General features: G+C 72.1%; 16 protein-coding genes and 1 pseudogene. 3 read left to right on the top strand and 14 right to left on the bottom strand.

Annotated features, from left to right (window positions below; genetic code table 11):
* Positions 1-26: 26 nt before the first annotated feature.
* The 7 genes from DMA15_RS23590 to DMA15_RS23560 form a co-directional block, all read right to left on the bottom strand.
* The gene (locus DMA15_RS23590) at positions 27-1,364 is read right to left on the bottom strand and encodes a CpaF family protein (RefSeq protein WP_125514767.1); all 1,338 of its coding nucleotides are present in this window, start codon (positions 1,362-1,364) and stop codon (positions 27-29) included.
* 33 nt (positions 1,365-1,397) lie between these two features.
* Positions 1,398-1,724, bottom strand: coding sequence for a TadE/TadG family type IV pilus assembly protein (locus DMA15_RS23585; RefSeq protein WP_125514765.1), 327 nt, complete (start codon positions 1,722-1,724; stop codon positions 1,398-1,400).
* A 62-nt stretch (positions 1,725-1,786) separates the two neighbouring features.
* Positions 1,787-3,424: an AAA family ATPase gene (locus tag DMA15_RS23580; RefSeq protein WP_125514763.1), complete on the bottom strand. Its 1,638-nt coding sequence runs from the start codon at positions 3,422-3,424 to the stop codon at positions 1,787-1,789.
* A gap of 10 nt (positions 3,425-3,434) precedes the next feature.
* Positions 3,435-3,650, bottom strand: a complete 216-nt coding sequence (locus tag DMA15_RS23575) for a hypothetical protein (RefSeq protein ID WP_125514761.1) — start codon at positions 3,648-3,650, stop codon at positions 3,435-3,437.
* Positions 3,651-3,660: 10 nt separating this feature from the next.
* A complete protein-coding gene (gene cpaB, locus DMA15_RS23570; RefSeq protein WP_125514759.1) occupies positions 3,661-4,371 on the bottom strand; it encodes a Flp pilus assembly protein CpaB in 711 nt (236 codons plus the stop codon).
* Between the two features lie 100 nt (positions 4,372-4,471).
* Complete coding sequence (locus DMA15_RS23565; RefSeq protein ID WP_125514757.1) at positions 4,472-5,383, bottom strand: hypothetical protein; 912 nt, start codon at positions 5,381-5,383, stop codon at positions 4,472-4,474.
* A 151-nt stretch (positions 5,384-5,534) separates the two neighbouring features.
* The gene (locus DMA15_RS23560; protein ID WP_125514756.1) at positions 5,535-6,866 is read right to left on the bottom strand and encodes an Nramp family divalent metal transporter; all 1,332 of its coding nucleotides are present in this window, start codon (positions 6,864-6,866) and stop codon (positions 5,535-5,537) included.
* Between the two features lie 292 nt (positions 6,867-7,158).
* Here DMA15_RS23560 and DMA15_RS23555 point away from each other — a divergent pair, with 292 nt between their 5' ends.
* Positions 7,159-8,502, top strand: a complete 1,344-nt coding sequence (locus DMA15_RS23555) for a M14 family metallopeptidase (protein ID WP_125514754.1) — start codon at positions 7,159-7,161, stop codon at positions 8,500-8,502.
* 69 nt (positions 8,503-8,571) lie between these two features.
* Here the strand turns inward: DMA15_RS23555 and DMA15_RS23550 are convergent, their stop codons facing one another.
* From DMA15_RS23550 to DMA15_RS23530, 5 genes are all read right to left on the bottom strand, one after another.
* Positions 8,572-8,862, bottom strand: coding sequence for a DUF6355 family natural product biosynthesis protein (locus tag DMA15_RS23550; RefSeq protein WP_125514752.1), 291 nt, complete (start codon positions 8,860-8,862; stop codon positions 8,572-8,574).
* Positions 8,863-9,073: 211 nt separating this feature from the next.
* Positions 9,074-10,570: a gluconate:H+ symporter gene (locus tag DMA15_RS23545; protein WP_125514751.1), complete on the bottom strand. Its 1,497-nt coding sequence runs from the start codon at positions 10,568-10,570 to the stop codon at positions 9,074-9,076.
* 115 nt (positions 10,571-10,685) lie between these two features.
* Positions 10,686-11,096: a RidA family protein gene (locus DMA15_RS23540; RefSeq protein ID WP_125514749.1), complete on the bottom strand. Its 411-nt coding sequence runs from the start codon at positions 11,094-11,096 to the stop codon at positions 10,686-10,688.
* Between the two features lie 10 nt (positions 11,097-11,106).
* Positions 11,107-11,865, bottom strand: a complete 759-nt coding sequence (locus tag DMA15_RS23535) for an IclR family transcriptional regulator (protein WP_125514747.1) — start codon at positions 11,863-11,865, stop codon at positions 11,107-11,109.
* Positions 11,862-12,926 (bottom strand): sugar kinase, encoded by a 1,065-nt coding sequence (locus DMA15_RS23530; protein WP_276314394.1) that lies wholly within the window; start codon positions 12,924-12,926, stop codon positions 11,862-11,864. The genes DMA15_RS23535 and DMA15_RS23530 overlap by 4 nt, the downstream gene beginning before the upstream one ends.
* 211 nt (positions 12,927-13,137) lie before the next feature.
* Between DMA15_RS23530 and DMA15_RS23525 the strand changes: the two genes are divergently transcribed.
* Positions 13,138-14,421, top strand: a complete 1,284-nt coding sequence (locus tag DMA15_RS23525) for an amino acid deaminase (protein WP_125514743.1) — start codon at positions 13,138-13,140, stop codon at positions 14,419-14,421.
* 638 nt (positions 14,422-15,059) lie between these two features.
* Positions 15,060-16,688 carry a D-aminoacylase gene (locus DMA15_RS23520; RefSeq protein WP_125514741.1) on the top strand — a complete coding sequence of 543 codons (1,629 nt, stop codon included), beginning with the start codon at positions 15,060-15,062 and terminating at the stop codon, positions 16,686-16,688.
* 56 nt (positions 16,689-16,744) lie between these two features.
* Here DMA15_RS23520 and DMA15_RS37070 read toward each other — a convergent pair whose 3' ends face one another.
* Together DMA15_RS37070 and DMA15_RS23515 are read right to left on the bottom strand one after the other, a co-directional pair.
* Positions 16,745-17,251, bottom strand: coding sequence for a DinB family protein (locus DMA15_RS37070; RefSeq protein ID WP_206302954.1), 507 nt, complete (start codon positions 17,249-17,251; stop codon positions 16,745-16,747).
* Positions 17,243-17,860 (bottom strand): annotated as a pseudogene (locus tag DMA15_RS23515) (class I SAM-dependent methyltransferase); the annotation flags it as partial. The gene DMA15_RS37070 and the pseudogene DMA15_RS23515, both read right to left, overlap by 9 nt.
* Between the last annotated feature and the right edge of the window lies 1 nt (position 17,861).

Here is a 17,861-nt window from a genome sequence, read left to right as displayed (position 1 = left end):
GCCTTCCGCCGAGGACGCGTACGGCGTCATCCGATCGCCTCCCTCGTGTCCAGTACGTCGATGGCCTCCGCCACCCCGTACGCGGGCGGCACCGGCTCCCCCGCCCCGTACAGCTTGTCGGCGATCTCGCGCGGCAGCGGCAGGTGCTCGAAGTGGCCGTGGACGACGCGGTCGGGGCCGATCGGGCGCGGCACGAAGCGGGTGACGGGCGCGATGCGGAACTGCTGGCGGCCGTGCGAGACGAGCAGCACGATCTCGGCGATCTTGCGGGAGCCGTCGCTGTGCCGGGCGAGCTGGACGACCACGTCGACGGCCGAGTTGATCTGGTCCTTCAGCGCTTCGAAGGGGATCTGGACCTCCGACATGGAGCCGAGGGTCTGCAGGCGCATGAGGGCGTCCTCGGCGGTGTTGGCGTGGACGGTGGCGAGCGAGCCGTCGTGGCCCGTCGACATCGCCTGGAGCATGTCGAGGGTCTCGCCGCCGCGGACCTCGCCGACGATGATGCGGTCGGGGCGCATGCGCAGGCTGTTGCGGACGAGGTCGCGGATGGTGATCTGGCCTTTGCCCTCGACGTTGGCCGGGCGCGATTCGAGCCGGATGACGTGGTCCTGCTGGAGTTGCAGCTCCGCCGAGTCCTCGATGGTGATGATGCGCTCGTGGGCCGGGATCAGGCCGGAGAGCGCGTTGAGGAGGGTCGTCTTGCCGCTGCCCGTGCCGCCGCTGACGATGAGGTTGAAGCGGGCGCGCACGAAGGCCGCGAGGAGCATCAGCATCTGCTCGTCGAGCGAGCCGAGGCTGATCAGTTCGGGGAGTGTGTACGCGCGCGGGAAGCGGCGGATGGTGAGGGTGGCGCCGGTCAGGGCGAGCGGCGGGATGATGACGTTGACGCGCTCGCCGGTGGGCAGGCGGGCGTCGACCATGGGGTTGGACTCGTCGACGCGGCGGTTGACCGTGGAGACGATGCGTTCGATGGTCTGCATCAGCTGGTCGTTGGAGGCGAAGCGGAGGGGCAGCTGCTCGACGCGGCCGGCGCGTTCCACGAAGACGGAGTCGGGGCCGTTGACCATGATCTCCGTGATGGAGGCGTCGGCGAGGAGAGGTTCGAGGACGCCGAGTCCGAGCGCTTCGTCCACGACGCGGCGGATCAGCTGGGCGCGCTCGGAGGTGGAGAGTACGGGGCCCTCGCGGCTGATGATGTGGCCGAGGACGCGCTCCAGGCGGACGCGGCGGTCCGCGGCAGCGAGCGACGACATCTCGGCGAGGTCGATCTCCTCCAGGAGCTTGGCGCGGTAGACGGCGACGAGGCCGTCGTCGCGGCTCGGCTCGGTCTGGTGGGTGGGGGCGACGCGGTCGCGCAGGCTCATGGCGTCCTTCGACCTCCTTCAGGGGTACGGGGCTCAGTACTCGCCGTCGTCGTCATTGGGCATCGTGGCCTCCTTGGTGACGCTCCAGCCCGCGTCCACGAAGGGCAGCAGCGTCGGCACCTGGACCTCGACGGTGGCGGTCGTCGTGTCGCCGCCCGTGCCGACCCCGATGGAGGAGCTGAGTCCGCCGTCCATGGCCGCAGCGCCCGCCGCCTCCCCCGACTCGCCCTGGGACGCCGCGCGGGCCGCCGCGCGGGCGCCCGAGCCCGCCTGGTTGGCGGCGTAACCGACCAGGCCGAGCTGGATCGCGGCGAGGCCGACGAGGAGCAGCACCGGCAGGAAACCGGCGAACTCCAGCATCGAGACCCCGCGATCGCCCCAACAGCGGCGGCGCCTCGGGAACCGCGGAAACCTCGGCGCCCTCATCCGTCCTCCCCCTCCTTGGCCGCGCCCGCCTCCCCGTCGACGTGCCACCCCGCGTCGAGGCCGGGGAAGAACACGGGCACGTCCACCGAGACGCGGGCCTTCCAGACCGAGCCCTCGTCCGTGCAGGTCACCGTGGCGTCCTGCCAGGCGTCGGGCAGGTGTTCCTTACCCGCGTCGGAGCAGGCCCCGGCGCCGCCCTCCCCCACCGCGTACGCCGCCGTGGCCGCCCGTGCCGCCTCGTCCGCCGCGTTCCCGGCGAGGGAGTACGTGTAGCCGTACAGCGCGCACTGCCACAGGATCGCCATGACGGCCAGCAGCAGCGGGAACATCCCGGCGAACTCCAGCGTGACCGCTCCCCGGTCGCCGCCCGCCGCCTTCCTCCTCAGGGAGAGCCCGCCCCGCTTGCCCGCCGCCCCGCCCGCGGCCTCCGCGTCGACGATCCCCAGCTCACCGGCGAGGCCCCACAGCGCCTGCTTCACCGAGGAGCGGCTGTCGAGGTCCTGCACGCGGCCCGCGTCCACCGCGGCCTGGAGCTCCTTGAAGGCGGCGGGCACGGTGGTGCGGGCGACCCGGGTGCCGGTGACGCGTTCCACCAGGGAGGGCTGTATCTCCGCGCCCTTGCCGTGGCGGTTGACGACGGTGAGGGTCTCCTCGGCCTTGCGGATCTGGAGGCGGTCCCACAGCCGCACCATGCGCTTGGCGGCGCGTACCGCCACCACGTCGGGGGTGAGGAGCAGCAGCGCGTGGTCGGCGAGTTCCACGGCGGCGGCGCTCGCGGCGGTGACGTAGGCGCCGCAGTCGACGACCACGACGTCGTAGCGGGCGCGCAGGGAGCCGAGGATCTGGCGGGCGACGCGGTCGGTGACCTCCTCGCCGCGTTCGCCCTCGGCGGGGGCGAGGAGCAGGCCGATGCCGCTCTCGTGGGTGTAGACGGCGTCCTGGAGGACGCGGGGCGTGATGTCGGTGATGGCGGCGAGGTCGACGACCGAGCGGCGGAACTGCACGTCCAGGTAGGAGGCGACGTCGCCGGACTGGAGGTCGAGGTCGAGGAGGGCGACGGTACGGCCCGACGCCTGCGCGGCGAGGGCGAGTTGGGCGGCCGCGAGGGTGGCCCCGACGCCGCCCTTCGCCCCGCTGACGGTGACGACGGTGCCGGCGCCGCCGGGCGCCCCGGGCCCGCCCGCGCCGCCGCCGTACAGTTCGAGCCCCCCGCCCCCGCTGCCGAGGTGGCGCCGCATCCCGGCGGACCAGGCGGCGGCGGCCTGGACGCGCTCGGCGAGGGCGTCGTAGGCGAGCGGTACGCCGACGATGCCGCGTGCCCCGCAGTCCATGGCGGCGGTGAGGATGCCGGGGCTGGTGTCGGCGGTGATCAGGACGACGCCGACGGCGGGGAAGCGCAGGACGAGGTCGCGGATGAGGTCGAGCGCCGGGACCGGTCCGATCCGCTCGTGGACGAGGACGACCTCGGGCAGTTCGTCGACGGACTCGGCGGCGAGCCGGGCGAGGGTGTCGAGCAGCGCGGTGGAGTCCCCGACGGGCAGCGCCGGTTCGGCGTCGGGCAGCTGCCCGGTCAGCGTGGACAACGCCCGCGCCGCCTCGATGTCCCCGACGGCCGGCAGGATCCGAGTGGCCATACGTGACCTCCTACTTGTCCTCGTCGAGGGTGTACGTACGATCCCGCGGCGGCACCGTCGAATCGCCGCCCGCGCCGGCCCGCGCCGACCGGACGAAGGCATCGGGCACCGCCGCGCAGCCACCGGCCGGCAGGACCGGCCCCGCGTCCGGCAGCCGCCCGGTGAGCGTGGACAACGCCCGCGCCGCCTCGATGTCCCCGACGGCCGGCAGGATCCGCGTGGCCATACGTGACCTCCTACTTGTCCTCGTCGAGGGTGTACGTACGATCCCGCGGCGGCACCGTCGAATCGCCGCCCGCGCCGATGAGGGCGAGCCGCACATGCGTGGCGAACGACTCCGCGTACGCGACGCGCTGCGCGTCCGCCGTGCCGAGGGCGAACGTGATCGGCACGGCCTCGCTCGCCCTGCGGCGCGTGCGGTCGTCCTGGTCCGGTTCGAGCGGGGTCAGCTTGCCGACGTCGAGCACCCTGGCGCCCTCCACGATGACTTTGGACTGGTCCTTCGCCTTGTCGCTCTCGCCCTCGAAGGTGGCGTAGATGTTGACCGTCGAGCCCGGCGTGATCTTGCCGGCGACACCGGTCGCCGCGTCGATCATGATGGCGATCTCCTGCTGGCCCGGGCCGAGTTCGGGCCGCTTGACGATCATGTCGTTCTGGAGCAGCGAGCCCTTGCGCAGCTGGGTGACGGCGATCTTGCCGCGGATCTCGCGGAGGTTCGTGACGGCGTTGTCGGAGAGCCACCGCTCGGGCATCTCGACCTTCTCGAACTGCTCCGCCGTCAGCTCCTTGTAGGGCGCGATGTCCCCCTTGAGCTTGTACGCGGCGACCTCGGGCCCCACCTTCGAGTTCACGTCACGGATCACCGAGAGCACCCCCGCGAACGCGCCGAACGCGCACAGGACCGAGAGGACCAGCAGGATGACGCCGCGGCGCTGGCGTGAGTTCATGGACCGGACTACCTCGATCGGTGCGGTTGGCTACGGACAGTGAGCGGTGCGGGTCGTCACGTACGAGGGTCGAGGGGCAGGGGTCGAGGGCGGAGGGCGGCTAGGTCGCGCCGCGGGGCAGGAGGCCGCGCACGGGGCGGCCGGGACGGACGGAGCGGTCGGGGCGGTCCTCGGGCGGCGGCAGGGGCGCGGCGCAGAACGCGCAACGGTCGCCGATGAGTTCGAGCCCGCACCAGTGGCAGTCGTCGCGGCGGACGGACGACACGAGCTGGTAGAGCACGGAGATGTCGGGGATGGCCGCGGCGAACTCGACGAGCTTGCCGGTGGCCCACCACCGCGTGGACTCGGCGGGCAGGCGGACCTCTTCGACACCCTGGGAGCGCCAGTCGGGGGCGAGGTGCCCGGTGACCCAGTCGGAGGCCAACTGCCCGGGCGCGTACAGCATCTTCGTACCGAACCCGGGGCCGGACAGACCCGCCTGCGAGCCGTCTCCCGAGAGCCGCACCAGCTCGGGCCGCGGCGTGGCGAGGACCGCGAACCGGGCGCCGGGCAGCCAGGACTTGGCGTGCGACTGGAGGGTGACGGGGACGCGGTCGAGCTTGGCGACGGAGCCGAGCAGGGCGCCCGCGTAGATGTAGTGGGAGAGCAGCCGGGCGGCGGAGGCGAGGACGCCGGGGCTGAAGTCGCAGACCGACAACTGCCGTAACTGGAGCGCGAGTACGGCGAGGCCGAGCGGGGGCAGGTCGGAGCGCACGACGGCGATCCGGTCGCTCTCCAGGACCGAGCGGACCGCGTACAACCGGTGCGTGAGGGCCGCGGGCGCCGAGGCGGGGCAGAGCACGATCACGTATCCGTGGTGCTCGATGAGCATGTCCATCTCGGTGAGCGCCTGGTCCAGGGAGTACGCCCGCGGGGAGCGCACGGCGCACTGGAGGACGGCGGCCGAGGGGGTGTGCCGGTCGGGCGAGGGCAGCACGAGGTCGGGGCCGGTGACGGCTACGGCGGTCGGCATGCGCGCCCCCCTGAGGCTCCCCCTGCACTTCTCCTCGGCTCAAGCACCATATCCACGCGGGGCCCGCCTCAACACCCAACTTCCCAGTGTTCACGCAGAGGTGACTGTTCCGTACCGGGAAGCGGGTGGTGTTCCGAGGCGTGGGCGCGGGCTAGAAGAAGCTGCTCCAGTCCTGGTCGGAGATCTGCTTGACGCACAGGACCAGGAAGAGCAGGCCCGCGACCGTCAGCATGCCGTTGCTGAGCCAGCCGTTGCGCCACTCCCTGGGCGTGCGCGAGGAGTTGAGCAGCCAGACCAGGGTCAGCGCCAGGAACGGCATGAAGGCCGCGCCGAGGACGCCGTAGATGATGATGAGCCGGAACGGCTGGCCCTGGAAGAGCAGGATCATCGGCGGGAAGGTCAGCCAGAGCAGGTACGCGCGGAACGGCACCGACTTCTCGCGGGCGCCGGACGCCACCTCCTCGCCGCTCAGCGCGGTGGAGTCCGCGCCAACCCGCTGCTTGCGGTAGCGCTCGACGAAGTCCGCGAACATCAGGCTCACGCCGTGCCAGACGCCGATCAGCGAGGTGAAGGAGGTGGCGAAGAAGCCGACCAGGAACAGCTTGGCGGTGGCGCCGCCGTACTCCTTCTCCAGGATGTCGGAGAGCTGTACGAGCCCCTTGTCACCGCTGGCGATGGCGACGTTCGCGGAGTGCAGCATCTCGGCGCCGACGAAGAGCATGGCGACGACGAAGACGCCGGTGGTGATGTACGCGACGCGGTTGTCGAGCCGCATCACCTTCATCCAGCCGGTGTTGGTCCAGCCCTTGGCATTCACCCAGTAGCCGTACGCCGCAAGGGTGATGGTGCCGCCGACGCCGCCGATCAGGCCGAGCGTGTTGAGGATCGAGTCCTTCTCGTCGGGCAGGACGGGCAGCAGGCCCGCGAAGGCCTCACCCAGGTGCGGGGTGACGCGGACGGCGAGGTAGACGGTGACGACGAACATCACGCCGACCAGGACCGTCATGACCTTCTCGAAGACGGCGTACTTGTTGAACCAGACGAAGACCAGACCGACGAGGCCGGTCAGGATCGCCCACCATTTGAGTTCCATGACGTCGGGGAAGAGCGCCTGGAGGGGCAGGCCCGACGAGGACATGGCCGCGGCCCCGTAGACGTACCCCCAGATCACCACGTAGACGACGAAGAACCACGTCGTCCAGCGGCCGAGGCTCGCCCAGCCGTCGAAGAGGGTGGTGCCGGTGGACAGGTGCCAGCGGCCGGCGGCCTCGGCGAGCGAGATCTTTACGACGCAGCCGATGACGGCGGCCCACAGCAGGGTGTAGCCGAAGTTGCTGCCCGCGATGAGGGTCGCGACGAGGTCACCGGCGCCGACGCCGGTCGCGGCGACGACGATGCCGGGGCCGATGTACTTCCAGCTCGATTTGCGGGGCTGGGGGGCGGATGCGCCGGCGGTGGTGCCACTGCCTGTGGTTTCAGCCATGCCGATCAAGAAAGCGCAAAGCGGCGCGGGGCACAAGGGGTTGGCCGGAAGACAGCGTTGACCGGAGCATGCCACGCCCCGACGATGGGGCGGCGTACCCCGCACCCGGCACCACGCACCGCGCACCACGTACCGCGCACACCCACCGCACCACGTATCGCGCACCCCGCGTCCCGCACGGCCCGGACACACCCCCACACCCCGCACCCCACATCTCGCACCACCCGGGCCAGGCCCCCCACACACACCCCACGCGTCGCACTGGACCACCCCCCACCCCTGAGGAGACTTCATGCGACTCCGCATACGCGGCAGAAGATCCGCGGCTCTCGCGACCCTGCTCGCCCTGGCCGTGGCCGCCCCTCTCACCGCCAACGCCACCCCGTCCGCGGCCGACCCGGCCGCCCGCAGCACCGCCACGGCGGACGACAACGAGACCCGCCAGTACGAGATCCCCCTCCCCGACGACCGCACCGCGCGCACCGCGCTCGCCCGCACCGGCGTCGCCATCGACGAGGTCGACGCCCGCGCGGTGGTCGTCTCCGCCGACGGCCGCGAGGCGGCGAAGCTGCGCGGCCTTGGCTACACGCTCAAGGCCCTGCCCGGCCCCCCGAAGCGCACGGGCGGCCACGCGGTGGAGCCCCAGGACTTCCCGCCCGCCGACGCGCGGTACCACAACTACGCCGAGATGACGGCCGCGATCGACCAGCGCGTCGCGGCCCACCCGAACCTGATGAGCAAGAGGGTCATCGGCAAGTCGTACGCGGGCCGGGACATCGTCGCCATCAAGATCAGCGACAACGTGGCCACGGACGAGGCCGAGCCCGAGGTCCTCTTCACCCACCACCAGCACGCCCGCGAGCACCTGACGGTGGAGATGGCGCTCTACCTGCTGCGCGAGCTGGGCGACGACTACGCCACGGACGCGCGGGTCAAGAAGATGGTCGACTCGCGCGAGATCTGGATCGTGCCGGACATGAACCCGGACGGCGGCGAGTACGACATCGCGACCGGCTCCTACCGCAGCTGGCGCAAGAACCGCCAGCCCAACAGCGGCTCGTCGAACGTCGGCACCGACATGAACCGCAACTGGAACTACAAGTGGGGCTGCTGCGGCGGCTCCTCCGGCTCCACCGGCTCGGAGACCTACCGCGGGCGTGCCCCCGAGTCGGCGCCCGAGGTGAAGGTCGTCGCGGACTTCGTGCGCAGCCGGGTCGTCGGCGGCAAGCAGCAGATCAGGGCGTCCATCGACTTCCACACGTACAGCGAACTGATCCTGTGGCCCTACGGCTACACGTACGCGGACACGGCCCCCGGCCTGACCCAGGACGACCGCGACGCGCACGCCGCCGTCGGCAGGAAGATGGCCGCGAGCAACGGCTACACGCCCGAGCAGGCCAGCGACCTCTACATCACGGACGGCACGATCGACGACTGGCTGTGGGGCAACCAGAAGATCTTCAGCTACACGTTCGAGATGTACCCGTCGTCGGCGGGCGGCGGCGGCTTCTACCCGCCCGACGAGGTCATCGAGCGCGAGACCTCGCGCAACCGTGACGCGGTCCTGCAACTCCTGGAGAACTCGGACTGCATGTACCGCTCGATCGGCAAGGAACAGCAGTACTGCACGGGCTGACCCTCGCGGCAGCGGCCCCGGACCTCGCACGGGTCCGGGGCCGCGGCACGTGGCGGGCCCCGGAACGGGTCAGCAGGTGCGGCCGATGTAGTGGGCACCCTGAATCTTGCTGGCGGAGCCGAGCCAGGTCCGGCCGGGTGCGACACACCGCTCGTAGTCGGGCGCGAGGGCGACCCTGACGTGGATGACCACCTTCGATCCGTCGCTGGTGCAGTGGTTGTAATAGGCGTCGGAGTGGGTCTCGTAGAAGCCGCAGGGGTTGGCTGCCGCGGGGCTCGCGGTGACGGTCACCGCGCCGAGAGAGGTGAGCGTGAGTGCGGCGGCGGCGAAGGCACTGGTCACGAGTCGACGAACACGCAAGGTGTACTCCTTGAGCTACGACGGGGTCGTCCGCAACGCCTCGCGGATGCCGCCCCGTTAGGAACTTGCCGCCGCAGGACTGCCCGCCGGTGAACTCGGCCAGTCGCGGGCCCCGGCCGCTTCACCCGCCGAATCGTTCCGCCTCTGGGCCGATCGGATGGCTCTTCGCCGGTCGGGACCGCTCCGGCGAGGACCTGTGCTCCGCACGGCCCTACACGAACAGGCTCACCACCGCCGCCACCGCAAACCCCGCCACCGAGAGCACCGACTCCAGGACCGTCCACGTCTTCAACGTGTCCCGCTCGCTGATGCCGAAGTACTTCGCCACCATCCAGAACCCGCCGTCGTTCACGTGCGAGGCGAAGATGGAGCCCGCCGAGATCGCCATGATGACCAGGGCCACGAACGCCTGCGAGTAGTCGCCCTCTGCGAGCAGCGGGGCCACGATGCCCGCCGTCGTGACGATCGCCACCGTCGCCGAGCCCTGGGCGACGCGCAGGATCAGGGAGAGCAGGTAGGCCAGGACGAGGACCGGCAGGCCCACGTCCTGGAAGGTGTCCGAGAGGGCCTTCGCCACGCCGCTCGCCTTCAGGACCGCGCCGAAGACGCCACCCGCGCCGACCACGAGCAGGATGTTGCCGACCGGCTTCAGGGACGCGGTCGACACCCGCTCCAGGGACTTGCGGGACCAGCCGCGCCGGATGCCCAGCAGGTAGTACGCCATGAAGAGGGCGATCGTGAGCGCCACGAAGGGGCTGCCGAAGAACTCGATCACCGAGCGGGCTGTCGAGGGGTCGAAGGCGATGGAGGAGAAGGTCGCCAGGAGGATCAGGAGGAGCGGCGTGCCGATGATCGCGAGGACGACGCCCAGCGGCACCGGCTTCTCCTGCGGGGCGACCCCCGCCTCCCGCTGCTCGGCGACGACCGCCGCCTTCGCCTCCTCGGCGGCCTCGACCATGTCCTGGGGAACGGGTACGAAGACGCGCCTGCCGATCCACGCCGAGTACACCCAGGCGGCGAGCACCGCGGGGATACCGCAGACGATGCCCATGAGGATGACCCAGCCGAGGTCCACCTTCAGGAGCCCGGCCGCCGCTACCGGGCCCGGGTGCGGGGGCAGGAAGGCGTGGGTCATCGACAGGCCCGCGAGGAGCGGCAGGCAGTAGAGGAGGATCGACTTGCCGCTGCGCTTGGCGGCGGCGTACACGATCGGCGCGAGGACGAAGATGCCCACGTCGAAGAAGACCGGGACACCGAAGATCAGGCCCGTCAGGCCCATGGCGAGCGGCGCGCGCTTCTCGCCGAAGAGGCCCAGCAGGCGCGAGGCCAGCACCTCGGCCCCGCCCGACACCTCCAGGATCGCGCCGAGCATCGTGCCGAGGCCGATGATGATCGCCACATGGCCGAGGATGCCGCCCATGCCCGACTCGATGACGGAGACCGCGTCGGACTTCTGGACCGTGCCGAAGAGTTCGGTGACGGAGAGGCCGGCCGAGAGGCCGACGGCTATGGAGACCGCGAGCAGCGCCACGAAGGGCTGCAGCCTGACCTTGATGATCAGGAAGAGCAGGAGCACGATGCCGAGCGCGGCGACGGTCAGCAGGCCCGCCGTGCCGTCGATCAGGGCGAGGATGCCGCCGGTGTGCGGTGGCGCCTCGGCGGCGGGGGCGGCCGCGAGCACGGCGGTGGCGGTGGGGGACGGGGACATCGTTGACCTCGTAAGTGCATAAGGCTTTCGGGGCAGGGGGGATCGCGGCACGGCGCCCCGTCGCGAGGGGGCACCGTGCCGTGACGACGTACGGCTTGCGGGAGAGTGATGTGGGTCAGCCGAGCACGGCGAGCGCGTCGATCTCGATGAGCAGGCCCTTGGGCAGACCCACGTAGACCGTGGTGCGGGCCGCGGCGGGGGCCTTGAGGCCCTGCTCCTCGAAGTAGGCGTTGTAGATCTCGTTCATCTCCGCGAAGTGGTCCACGTCCGTGAGGTAGACGCGCATCATCATCACGTCGTCCCAGGTCGCGCCGCCCTCTTCGAGGATCGCCTTGACGTTGGCGAAGGTCTGGAGGGTCTGCTCGCGCAGGGTGGGGCCGGCCGGGGTGGGGGCCTTGCCCTCCTCGGCGGGGAGGAAGCCGACCTGCCCGGCGACCTGGAGGATGTTGCCCTTGCGCACGCCGTGGGAGAACTTGGCGGGCGGGGCGGTGTGGGTGGCGGGGGTGAGGGCGGTCTTCTCGGTCATGAGCTGTCCTTCAGGCTTCCTTCAGGGGTGACTTGCCGGAGTACTCCCGGCTGATGGCGTCCGCCGTGCGGCGCACCAGCGGGAGCAGGGTGAGGAGTTCCTCGGCGGTGACGACGACATTCGGCGCGGAGACCGACATGGCGGCGATGACGCGTCCGTCCGCGCCGTGGATGGGCGCCCCGACGCAGTTGATGGACTCCTCGTGGCCACCGAGGTCGGTGGCCCAGCCCTGTTCGCGCACCTTCTCCAACTCCCGCAGGAACGCGGGGGCGTTGGGGGTGGAACGGGACGTGTAGGTGGGGTAGTCGAGCTTCTCCGCGAGGGCGCGGCGCTCGGCTTCCGGGAAGTCGGCGATGAGGAGCTTGGCGACGGCGGCGACGGTGATCGCCACCGGCTTGCCGATGCGGGAGTACATCCGCACCGGGTAGCGGCTCTCGACCTTGTCGATGTAGAGGACTTCCCCGTCCTCGTGGACGGCGAGGTGGACCGTGTGGCCGCAGCGTTCGTTGAGGGCGAGGAGGTGGGGGTGGGCGATCTCGCGCACGTCGAGGTTCTCGACGGCCTCCTGGGCGAGCGCGAAGAGGCGCGCGCCGAGGCGGTAGCGCTGGTCGGACTGGCGGAAGACCAGGCCGTGCTCGTGGAGGGTGCGCAGGAGCCGGAGCGCCGTGGACTTGTGGACGCCGAGCCGGTCGGCGACCTGGCCCAGGTCGGCGGGGCCCTCGGCGAGCAGCGGCAGGATCGAGAGCGCGCGGTCGACGGTCTGGCTCATGGGGTACGTACCTCCTCCTCGGCCCCGCTTTCCTCCGGGGCGTTCGCCGTCCAGCCGGGGCCGAGACGCAGTGTCCCCCAGGCGGCGTCGTCCAGAGCGGCGAGGCGGTCGGCGTGTGCGCGGGCGGGGGGCGTGGCGAGGTCGCCGGGGACGGTGAGGGCGGCGGCGGCCATGAGGTGGCCGTGGCGCAGCCGCTGGGCGGCGGGCAGGCCGCGCAGGGTGGCGGAGAGGAACCCGGCGGCGAAGGCGTCACCGGCGCCCACGGGTGCGACGACGTCCACGCGCAGGGCGGCCTGGAAGACGGGGTCCTCGCCGTGGCGCAGGACGGTGGCGCCGCGGTGGCCCTGCTTGACGACGAGGGTGGCGGGTTCGGGCAGGGCGGCGCGCACGGCGTCGGGCCCGCCGGTCACGCCCCAGGCCGTGGCGGCCTCGTCCTCGCCGACGAAGACGAGGTCGGCGCCGCGGGCGAGGTCGAGCAGGACGTCCGGTCCGGCGGCCGCGTCCTTCCACAGCCCCGGGCGGTGGTTGACGTCGAAGGAGACGAGGGGCGCGCGGCCGGTGCGCCGGGCGCAGAGGTGGCGTACGAGGTCGAGGCAGTCGGCGGAGAGGGCGGGTGTGATGCCCGACAGGTGCAGGACGCGGCCCGAGGTGAGCGCGTCCTCGTCCACGGAGCCCCGGGCCATGACGGAGGCGGCCGAGCCCGCGCGGTAGTAGACGACCTCGTGGGCGTCGGTGTCGCGGTCGTCGGCGGTGCGGAAGTAGATGCCGGTGGGGCGGTGCGGGTCGCGGCCGACGGCGGAGGTGTCCACTCCATAGCGGGCGATCGCCTCGACGAGGTGGTCGCCGAAGCCGTCGGCGCCGACGCGGCTGACCCAGCGGGTGGTGTGCCCGGCGGCGGCGAGCGCGCAGAGGACGTTCGACTCGGCGCCGCCGATCCCGCGGTCGAAGGAGGGCACGTCGGCGAGGCGGCCGGGCCGGGCGGGCAGAAAGGTGACCATGGACTCGCCGAGCGCCACGACGTCCACCGCCGCGCGTGCGGCGGTCTCCGTGACGACGTCCACCGCCGCCCGTGCGGCCGTCTCCGACTCCGTGACGACCCCTGCGGCTGCCTGTGCGGTCACGCTCTCCCAGCCCTTCAACCGTCTCTTCGGACTCTCTCTGACCGTCTCCTCGGATCCGTTGACCCGGCGTTGGCTCGGATGTTAGACAGCTGTCAGCGACATACGCAATGACTGTTGCAGATGATGCAACGCACCTCTGGAGGAGGCGCCCATGGCCGCCCGGAACCCCGCCGATTCGCTGGCCGCGCTCGCGGACGAGCGGATCGATCACCGCTTCAAGGGCCTTCCCCCGGACGCGGAGGGCCTCACCGTCGGCGAGCTGGCGGCCCAGCGCCGGAACCTCTTCACCGGCGGGTTCACCACTCCGGTCCTCGCGCTCTCCGCCGAGCGCCTCGAACACAACCTCGCGCTCATGGAGACGTACGCCGAGCGGCACGGCCTCGCCTTCGCGCCGCACGGCAAGACGTCGATGGCGCCGCAGCTCTTCGCCCGGCAGATGGAGCGCGGGGCGTGGGGCATCACGCTCGCGGTCCCCCACCAGGTGCGGGTGGCACGGGCGTTCGGCACCCCGCGGATCTTCCTCGCCAACGAACTGGTCGACGCGGCGGCGCTGCGCTGGCTGGCCGGCGAACTCAACGCCGACCCGGCCTTCCGCTTCATCTGCTACGTCGACTCCGTACGCGGCGTCGAGCTGATGCACGCCGCCCTCAGCGAGGCGGGCGCGAACCGTCCCGTGGACGTCGTGCTCGAACTGGCGGCGGGCGACGAGGCGCGGACCGGCGTGCGGACCGAGGCCGAGTGCTTCGAGATCGCCAACGCCGTCGCGGGCGCGGACACGCTGCGGCTCGTGGGCGTCGCCGGGTACGAGGGCGAGGTGCCGCAAGCCTCCACGGAGCGGGTCACGGCGTGGCTGCGGCGGCTCGTCGCGCTCCTCGTCGAGCTGGACAAGGCGGGGATGTTCACGGATCTGCCGGAGGTCGTGGTCAGTGCCGGGGGCAGCGCGTGGTTCGACGCGGTGGCGTCGGTGTTCGCGGAGATCCCCGAACTGTCCGTGCCGCTGCTGAAGTTGCTGCGTTCGGGTGCGTACGTCTCTCATGACGACGGTCACTACCGGCGGCTGACGCCGTTCAACCGGGTGCCGGAGGAGGGGGCGCTGGAGCCCGCGTTCCTGCTCTGGGCGCAGGTGGTGTCGCGGCCCTCTTCGGTGCAGGCGTTCACCAACGCGGGGAAGCGGGACGCGGCGTACGACCTCGACCTGCCCGAGGCGCGGGTCGTCCGCCGGGACGGCGTGCTCGGCCCCGCGACCGGGATCACGGTCACGGGCCTCTCCGACCAGCACGGCTGGCTCCGGACCGCCCCGGAGGCGGAGATCACCGTGGGCGACTGGGTGGGGATGGGGCTCTCGCATCCGTGCACGGTGTTCGACAAGTGGCAGTTGATTCCGGTGGTGGAGGGGGAGGGGGAGGTAGTGGACTACCTCCGAACGCTCTTCTGACCTGGGGGTCTTGAGCGGGGTTCGCCCTTGGCGGGCCGGGGCGCGGACCCGGCGCCGTTCCCTGACCTGGAGGTCTCGAGCGAGGTTTCCCCTGGCGGGGCGGGACGCGTACCCGGCACCATTCCCTGACCCGTCGCTCCGCGACGGATGCCCCCCACCCACCCACCCGTTTGCCCTGTGCTGGACGGGTGGACGGAGGGCCCCCGCACCTGACCACGAACCCGCACGGGTGGGTGGGCGGGTGGGGAACGCCCCAGCCGGAGGCCGAACCCGTCCACGAGACCCGCACGGCCAGGCGGGCGGAGAATCCCCGGCCGAAGGCCGGACCCACCCGCAGCCGCCGACGGCGGCAAACCCCCACCAGGGCCACCCGCAGGTGAACACGAGACCCGCACGGGTGGTGCGGGTGGGAACCCATCCGGCCGAAGGCCGGACCCACCCGCACTCGCCGACGGCGGCAAACCCCCACCAGGGCCACCCGCAGGTGAACACGAATCCCGCACGGGTGGTGCGGGTGGGAACCCATCCGGCCGAAGGCCGGACCTACCCGCACCTGGCCCACCCGCACGGGTGGGCAAGACCCCGGCCGGAGGCCGGACAGGACCGACCGCCCAAGCGCCCCGCAAGAAAGGCCAACCATGGACCTGGTGATCCGAGACGCCCAAGTGATGGACGGCACCGGCCACCCCGCCTACCGCGCCGACATCGGCGTACACGAGGGCAGGATCGCCACGATCCACAGGGAGGACGGGGCCCGGGGCAACCGCGACCGGCGCCCGACAGGGCACCGGCACACCCTGGACGCCCAGGGCCTCGCGCTGGCGCCGGGCTTCATCGACATGCACGCGCACAGCGACCTCGCCCTGCTCCGCGACCCCGCGCACACCGCGAAGGCCGCCCAGGGCGTCACCCTGGAGGTCATCGGCCAGGACGGACTCTCCTACGCCCCCGTCGACGACCGCACGCTCGCCCAGGTCCGCCAGGCCATCACCGGCTGGAACGGCGACGGCGCCGACATCGACTTCACGTGGCGCACCGTCGGCGGCTATCTGGACGCCCTCGACACCGCCCACGGCGGCCACGGCATCGCGGTGAACGCCGCCTACCTCATCCCCCAGGGCACGGTGCGGATGTACGCGGTCGGCTGGGACGACCGGCCCGCCACCCCCGCCGAGCTGGCCCGGATGAAGCAGCTCGTCGCCGAAGGCATGCGCGAGGGCGCCGTCGGCATGTCGTCGGGCCTCACCTACACCCCCGGCATGTACGCCGACGACTCCGAACTCACCGCGCTGTGCGAGGTCGTGGCCGCCCACAAGGGCTACTACTGCCCCCATCACCGAAGTTACGGAGCGGGCGCCCTCCAGGCGTACGAGGAGATGGTGAACCTCACCCGCACCGCACGCTGCCCCCTGCACCTGGCCCACGCCACCATGAACTTCGGCGTGAACAAGGGCAAGGCCCCCGACCTCCTCGCCCTCCTCGACGACGCCCTCGCGCGGGGCGCGGACATCACCCTGGACACGTACCCCTACACCCCCGGCTGCACGACGCTCGTCGCGATGCTGCCCAGCTGGGCGAGTGAAGGCGGGCCCGACGCGATCCTCGCCCGCCTGAAGGACGAGGGGACCGCCGAGAGGATCCGCCACCACATGGAGGTCATCGGCGCCGACGGCTGCCACGGCGTGCCCATCGAGTGGGACACGATCGAGATCTCCGGCGTCAGCGATCCGGGGCTCGCGTCCTGCGTGGGCAAGACGATCCAGCAGTCCGCCGACGCGCGCGGCGAGGAGCCCTGGGTCACCGCCCGCCGCCTGCTCATCGCCGACAGGCTGGGCTCGACGATCCTCCAGCACGTGGGCCACGAGGAGAACGTACGGGCGATCATGCGCCACCGCGTGCACACCGGCGGCAGCGACGGCATCCTGCAAGGGTTCAAGCCGCACCCGCGCGCGTACGGCACGTTCCCGCAGTATCTCGGGCGCTACGCACGGGAGTTGGGTGTCATGTCGGTCGAGGAGACCGTCGCCCATCTCACCTCGCGGCCCGCCGCCCGCCTCCGCCTCCCCGACCGGGGCCTGGTCCGCGAGGGCTACCGCGCCGACCTGGTCCTCTTCGACCCGGAGACGGTCGCGGCGGGCTCCACCTTCAAGGCGCCCCGCACACTCCCCACCGGCATCCCGCACGTCCTGATCGACGGCCGGTTCGTGATGCGCGACGGCCGGCGCACCGACGTCCTCGCGGGACGCGCCGTACGCCGTACGCCTTGACCTCTTCGTACGCCGTAGCCCCCGACCGCGCCCACGGCGAGCACCCGCGACCACCGTCAGCGCCCGGTCGCCCCGTCGATCAGCTCGCGGAGGATGTCCGCGTGACCGGCGTGCCGCCCGGTCTCCTCGATCAGATGGGTGAGCGCCCAACGGAGGCTCGGGGCAGGGCCGTTGGACCGCGGACGCGGCACGGGCGCGCTGAGGTCCGTACAGCCGTCGAGTACGCCGTTCGCCTCGGCGACCGCCTGCCGGTAGCGGGCGACGACATCGGCCACGCTGTCACCGGGCGCGGCCCGGAAGGTCGCCGACCAGTCGTCGACCCGTTCCCCGAGGAAGGTGGCCCGCTCCACGGAGGTGAGGTGGCCGAGCAGGCCGAGCAGATGGGTGCCCGAGGGCACCGCGGCGGTGCGGACAGCCGGTTCGGGCGCGCCCTCGACCTTCACGGAGACCGACTCCCGCAGGTAGTCGAGGAAGCCGCGCAGGACCTCGGCCTCGCTGCCGCCGGTCCTGGGCGGCGGGGTGTCACCGCGGCGGGCGCGGCCGACATGGCGGGCGCGGCGGATGATCAGGACGTGGTCGGTGACCTCGGCGGTGCGGCCATCCGGCCCGGTCGCCGTCCGGCGCGGCGCGTCGGCCCGCTCGACCGTCCACGCCGCCGGATCCAGGCCGAGGTCCGCGGCGACCTCGTGGGGCGTCGCGTACCGCACGTCGGGGTCCTGGTTCCACGACCAGGGAGCGGTCGACCCGTGGTCGACGACGAGCAGCGCCCCTCCCGGCCGCAGGGCGTGTGCGGCCTTGCGCAGGACGGTGGCCCTGTCCAGCGCGAGGGGGGTCTGGAGGTAGTGGGCGCTGACGAGGTCGAACGCGCCGCGCGGGAAGGACCCGGGCAGATCGTGCCGTTCGGCGGTGAGCCGGTCGTCGAGGCCGTGGGCGCGGGCGAGCGCGGTGAGCCGCTCGACCGCCACGGCCGAGACGTCGACGGCGGTGACGTGCCAGCCCTGGCGGGCGAGCCACAGCGCGTCGCCGCCCTCGCCACAGCCGAGGTCGAGCACGTCGCCGGGCGGCAGGCCGGTGACCGTCTCGGTGAGCCGTGCGTTCGGCCGCGGCTCGGTGGCCGCGGGCCGTGCCGCGTAGACGCCGTCCCAGAACGTGACCGCGCTGGTGGAGTTCATC

This window comes from Streptomyces sp. WAC 01529 (genome assembly GCF_003945545.1).
GTDB classification, from domain to species: domain Bacteria; phylum Actinomycetota; class Actinomycetes; order Streptomycetales; family Streptomycetaceae; genus Streptomyces; species Streptomyces anatolicus.
Note: the sequence above shows the minus strand (reverse complement) of the source record. Positions and strands in the feature narration are given on the sequence as shown.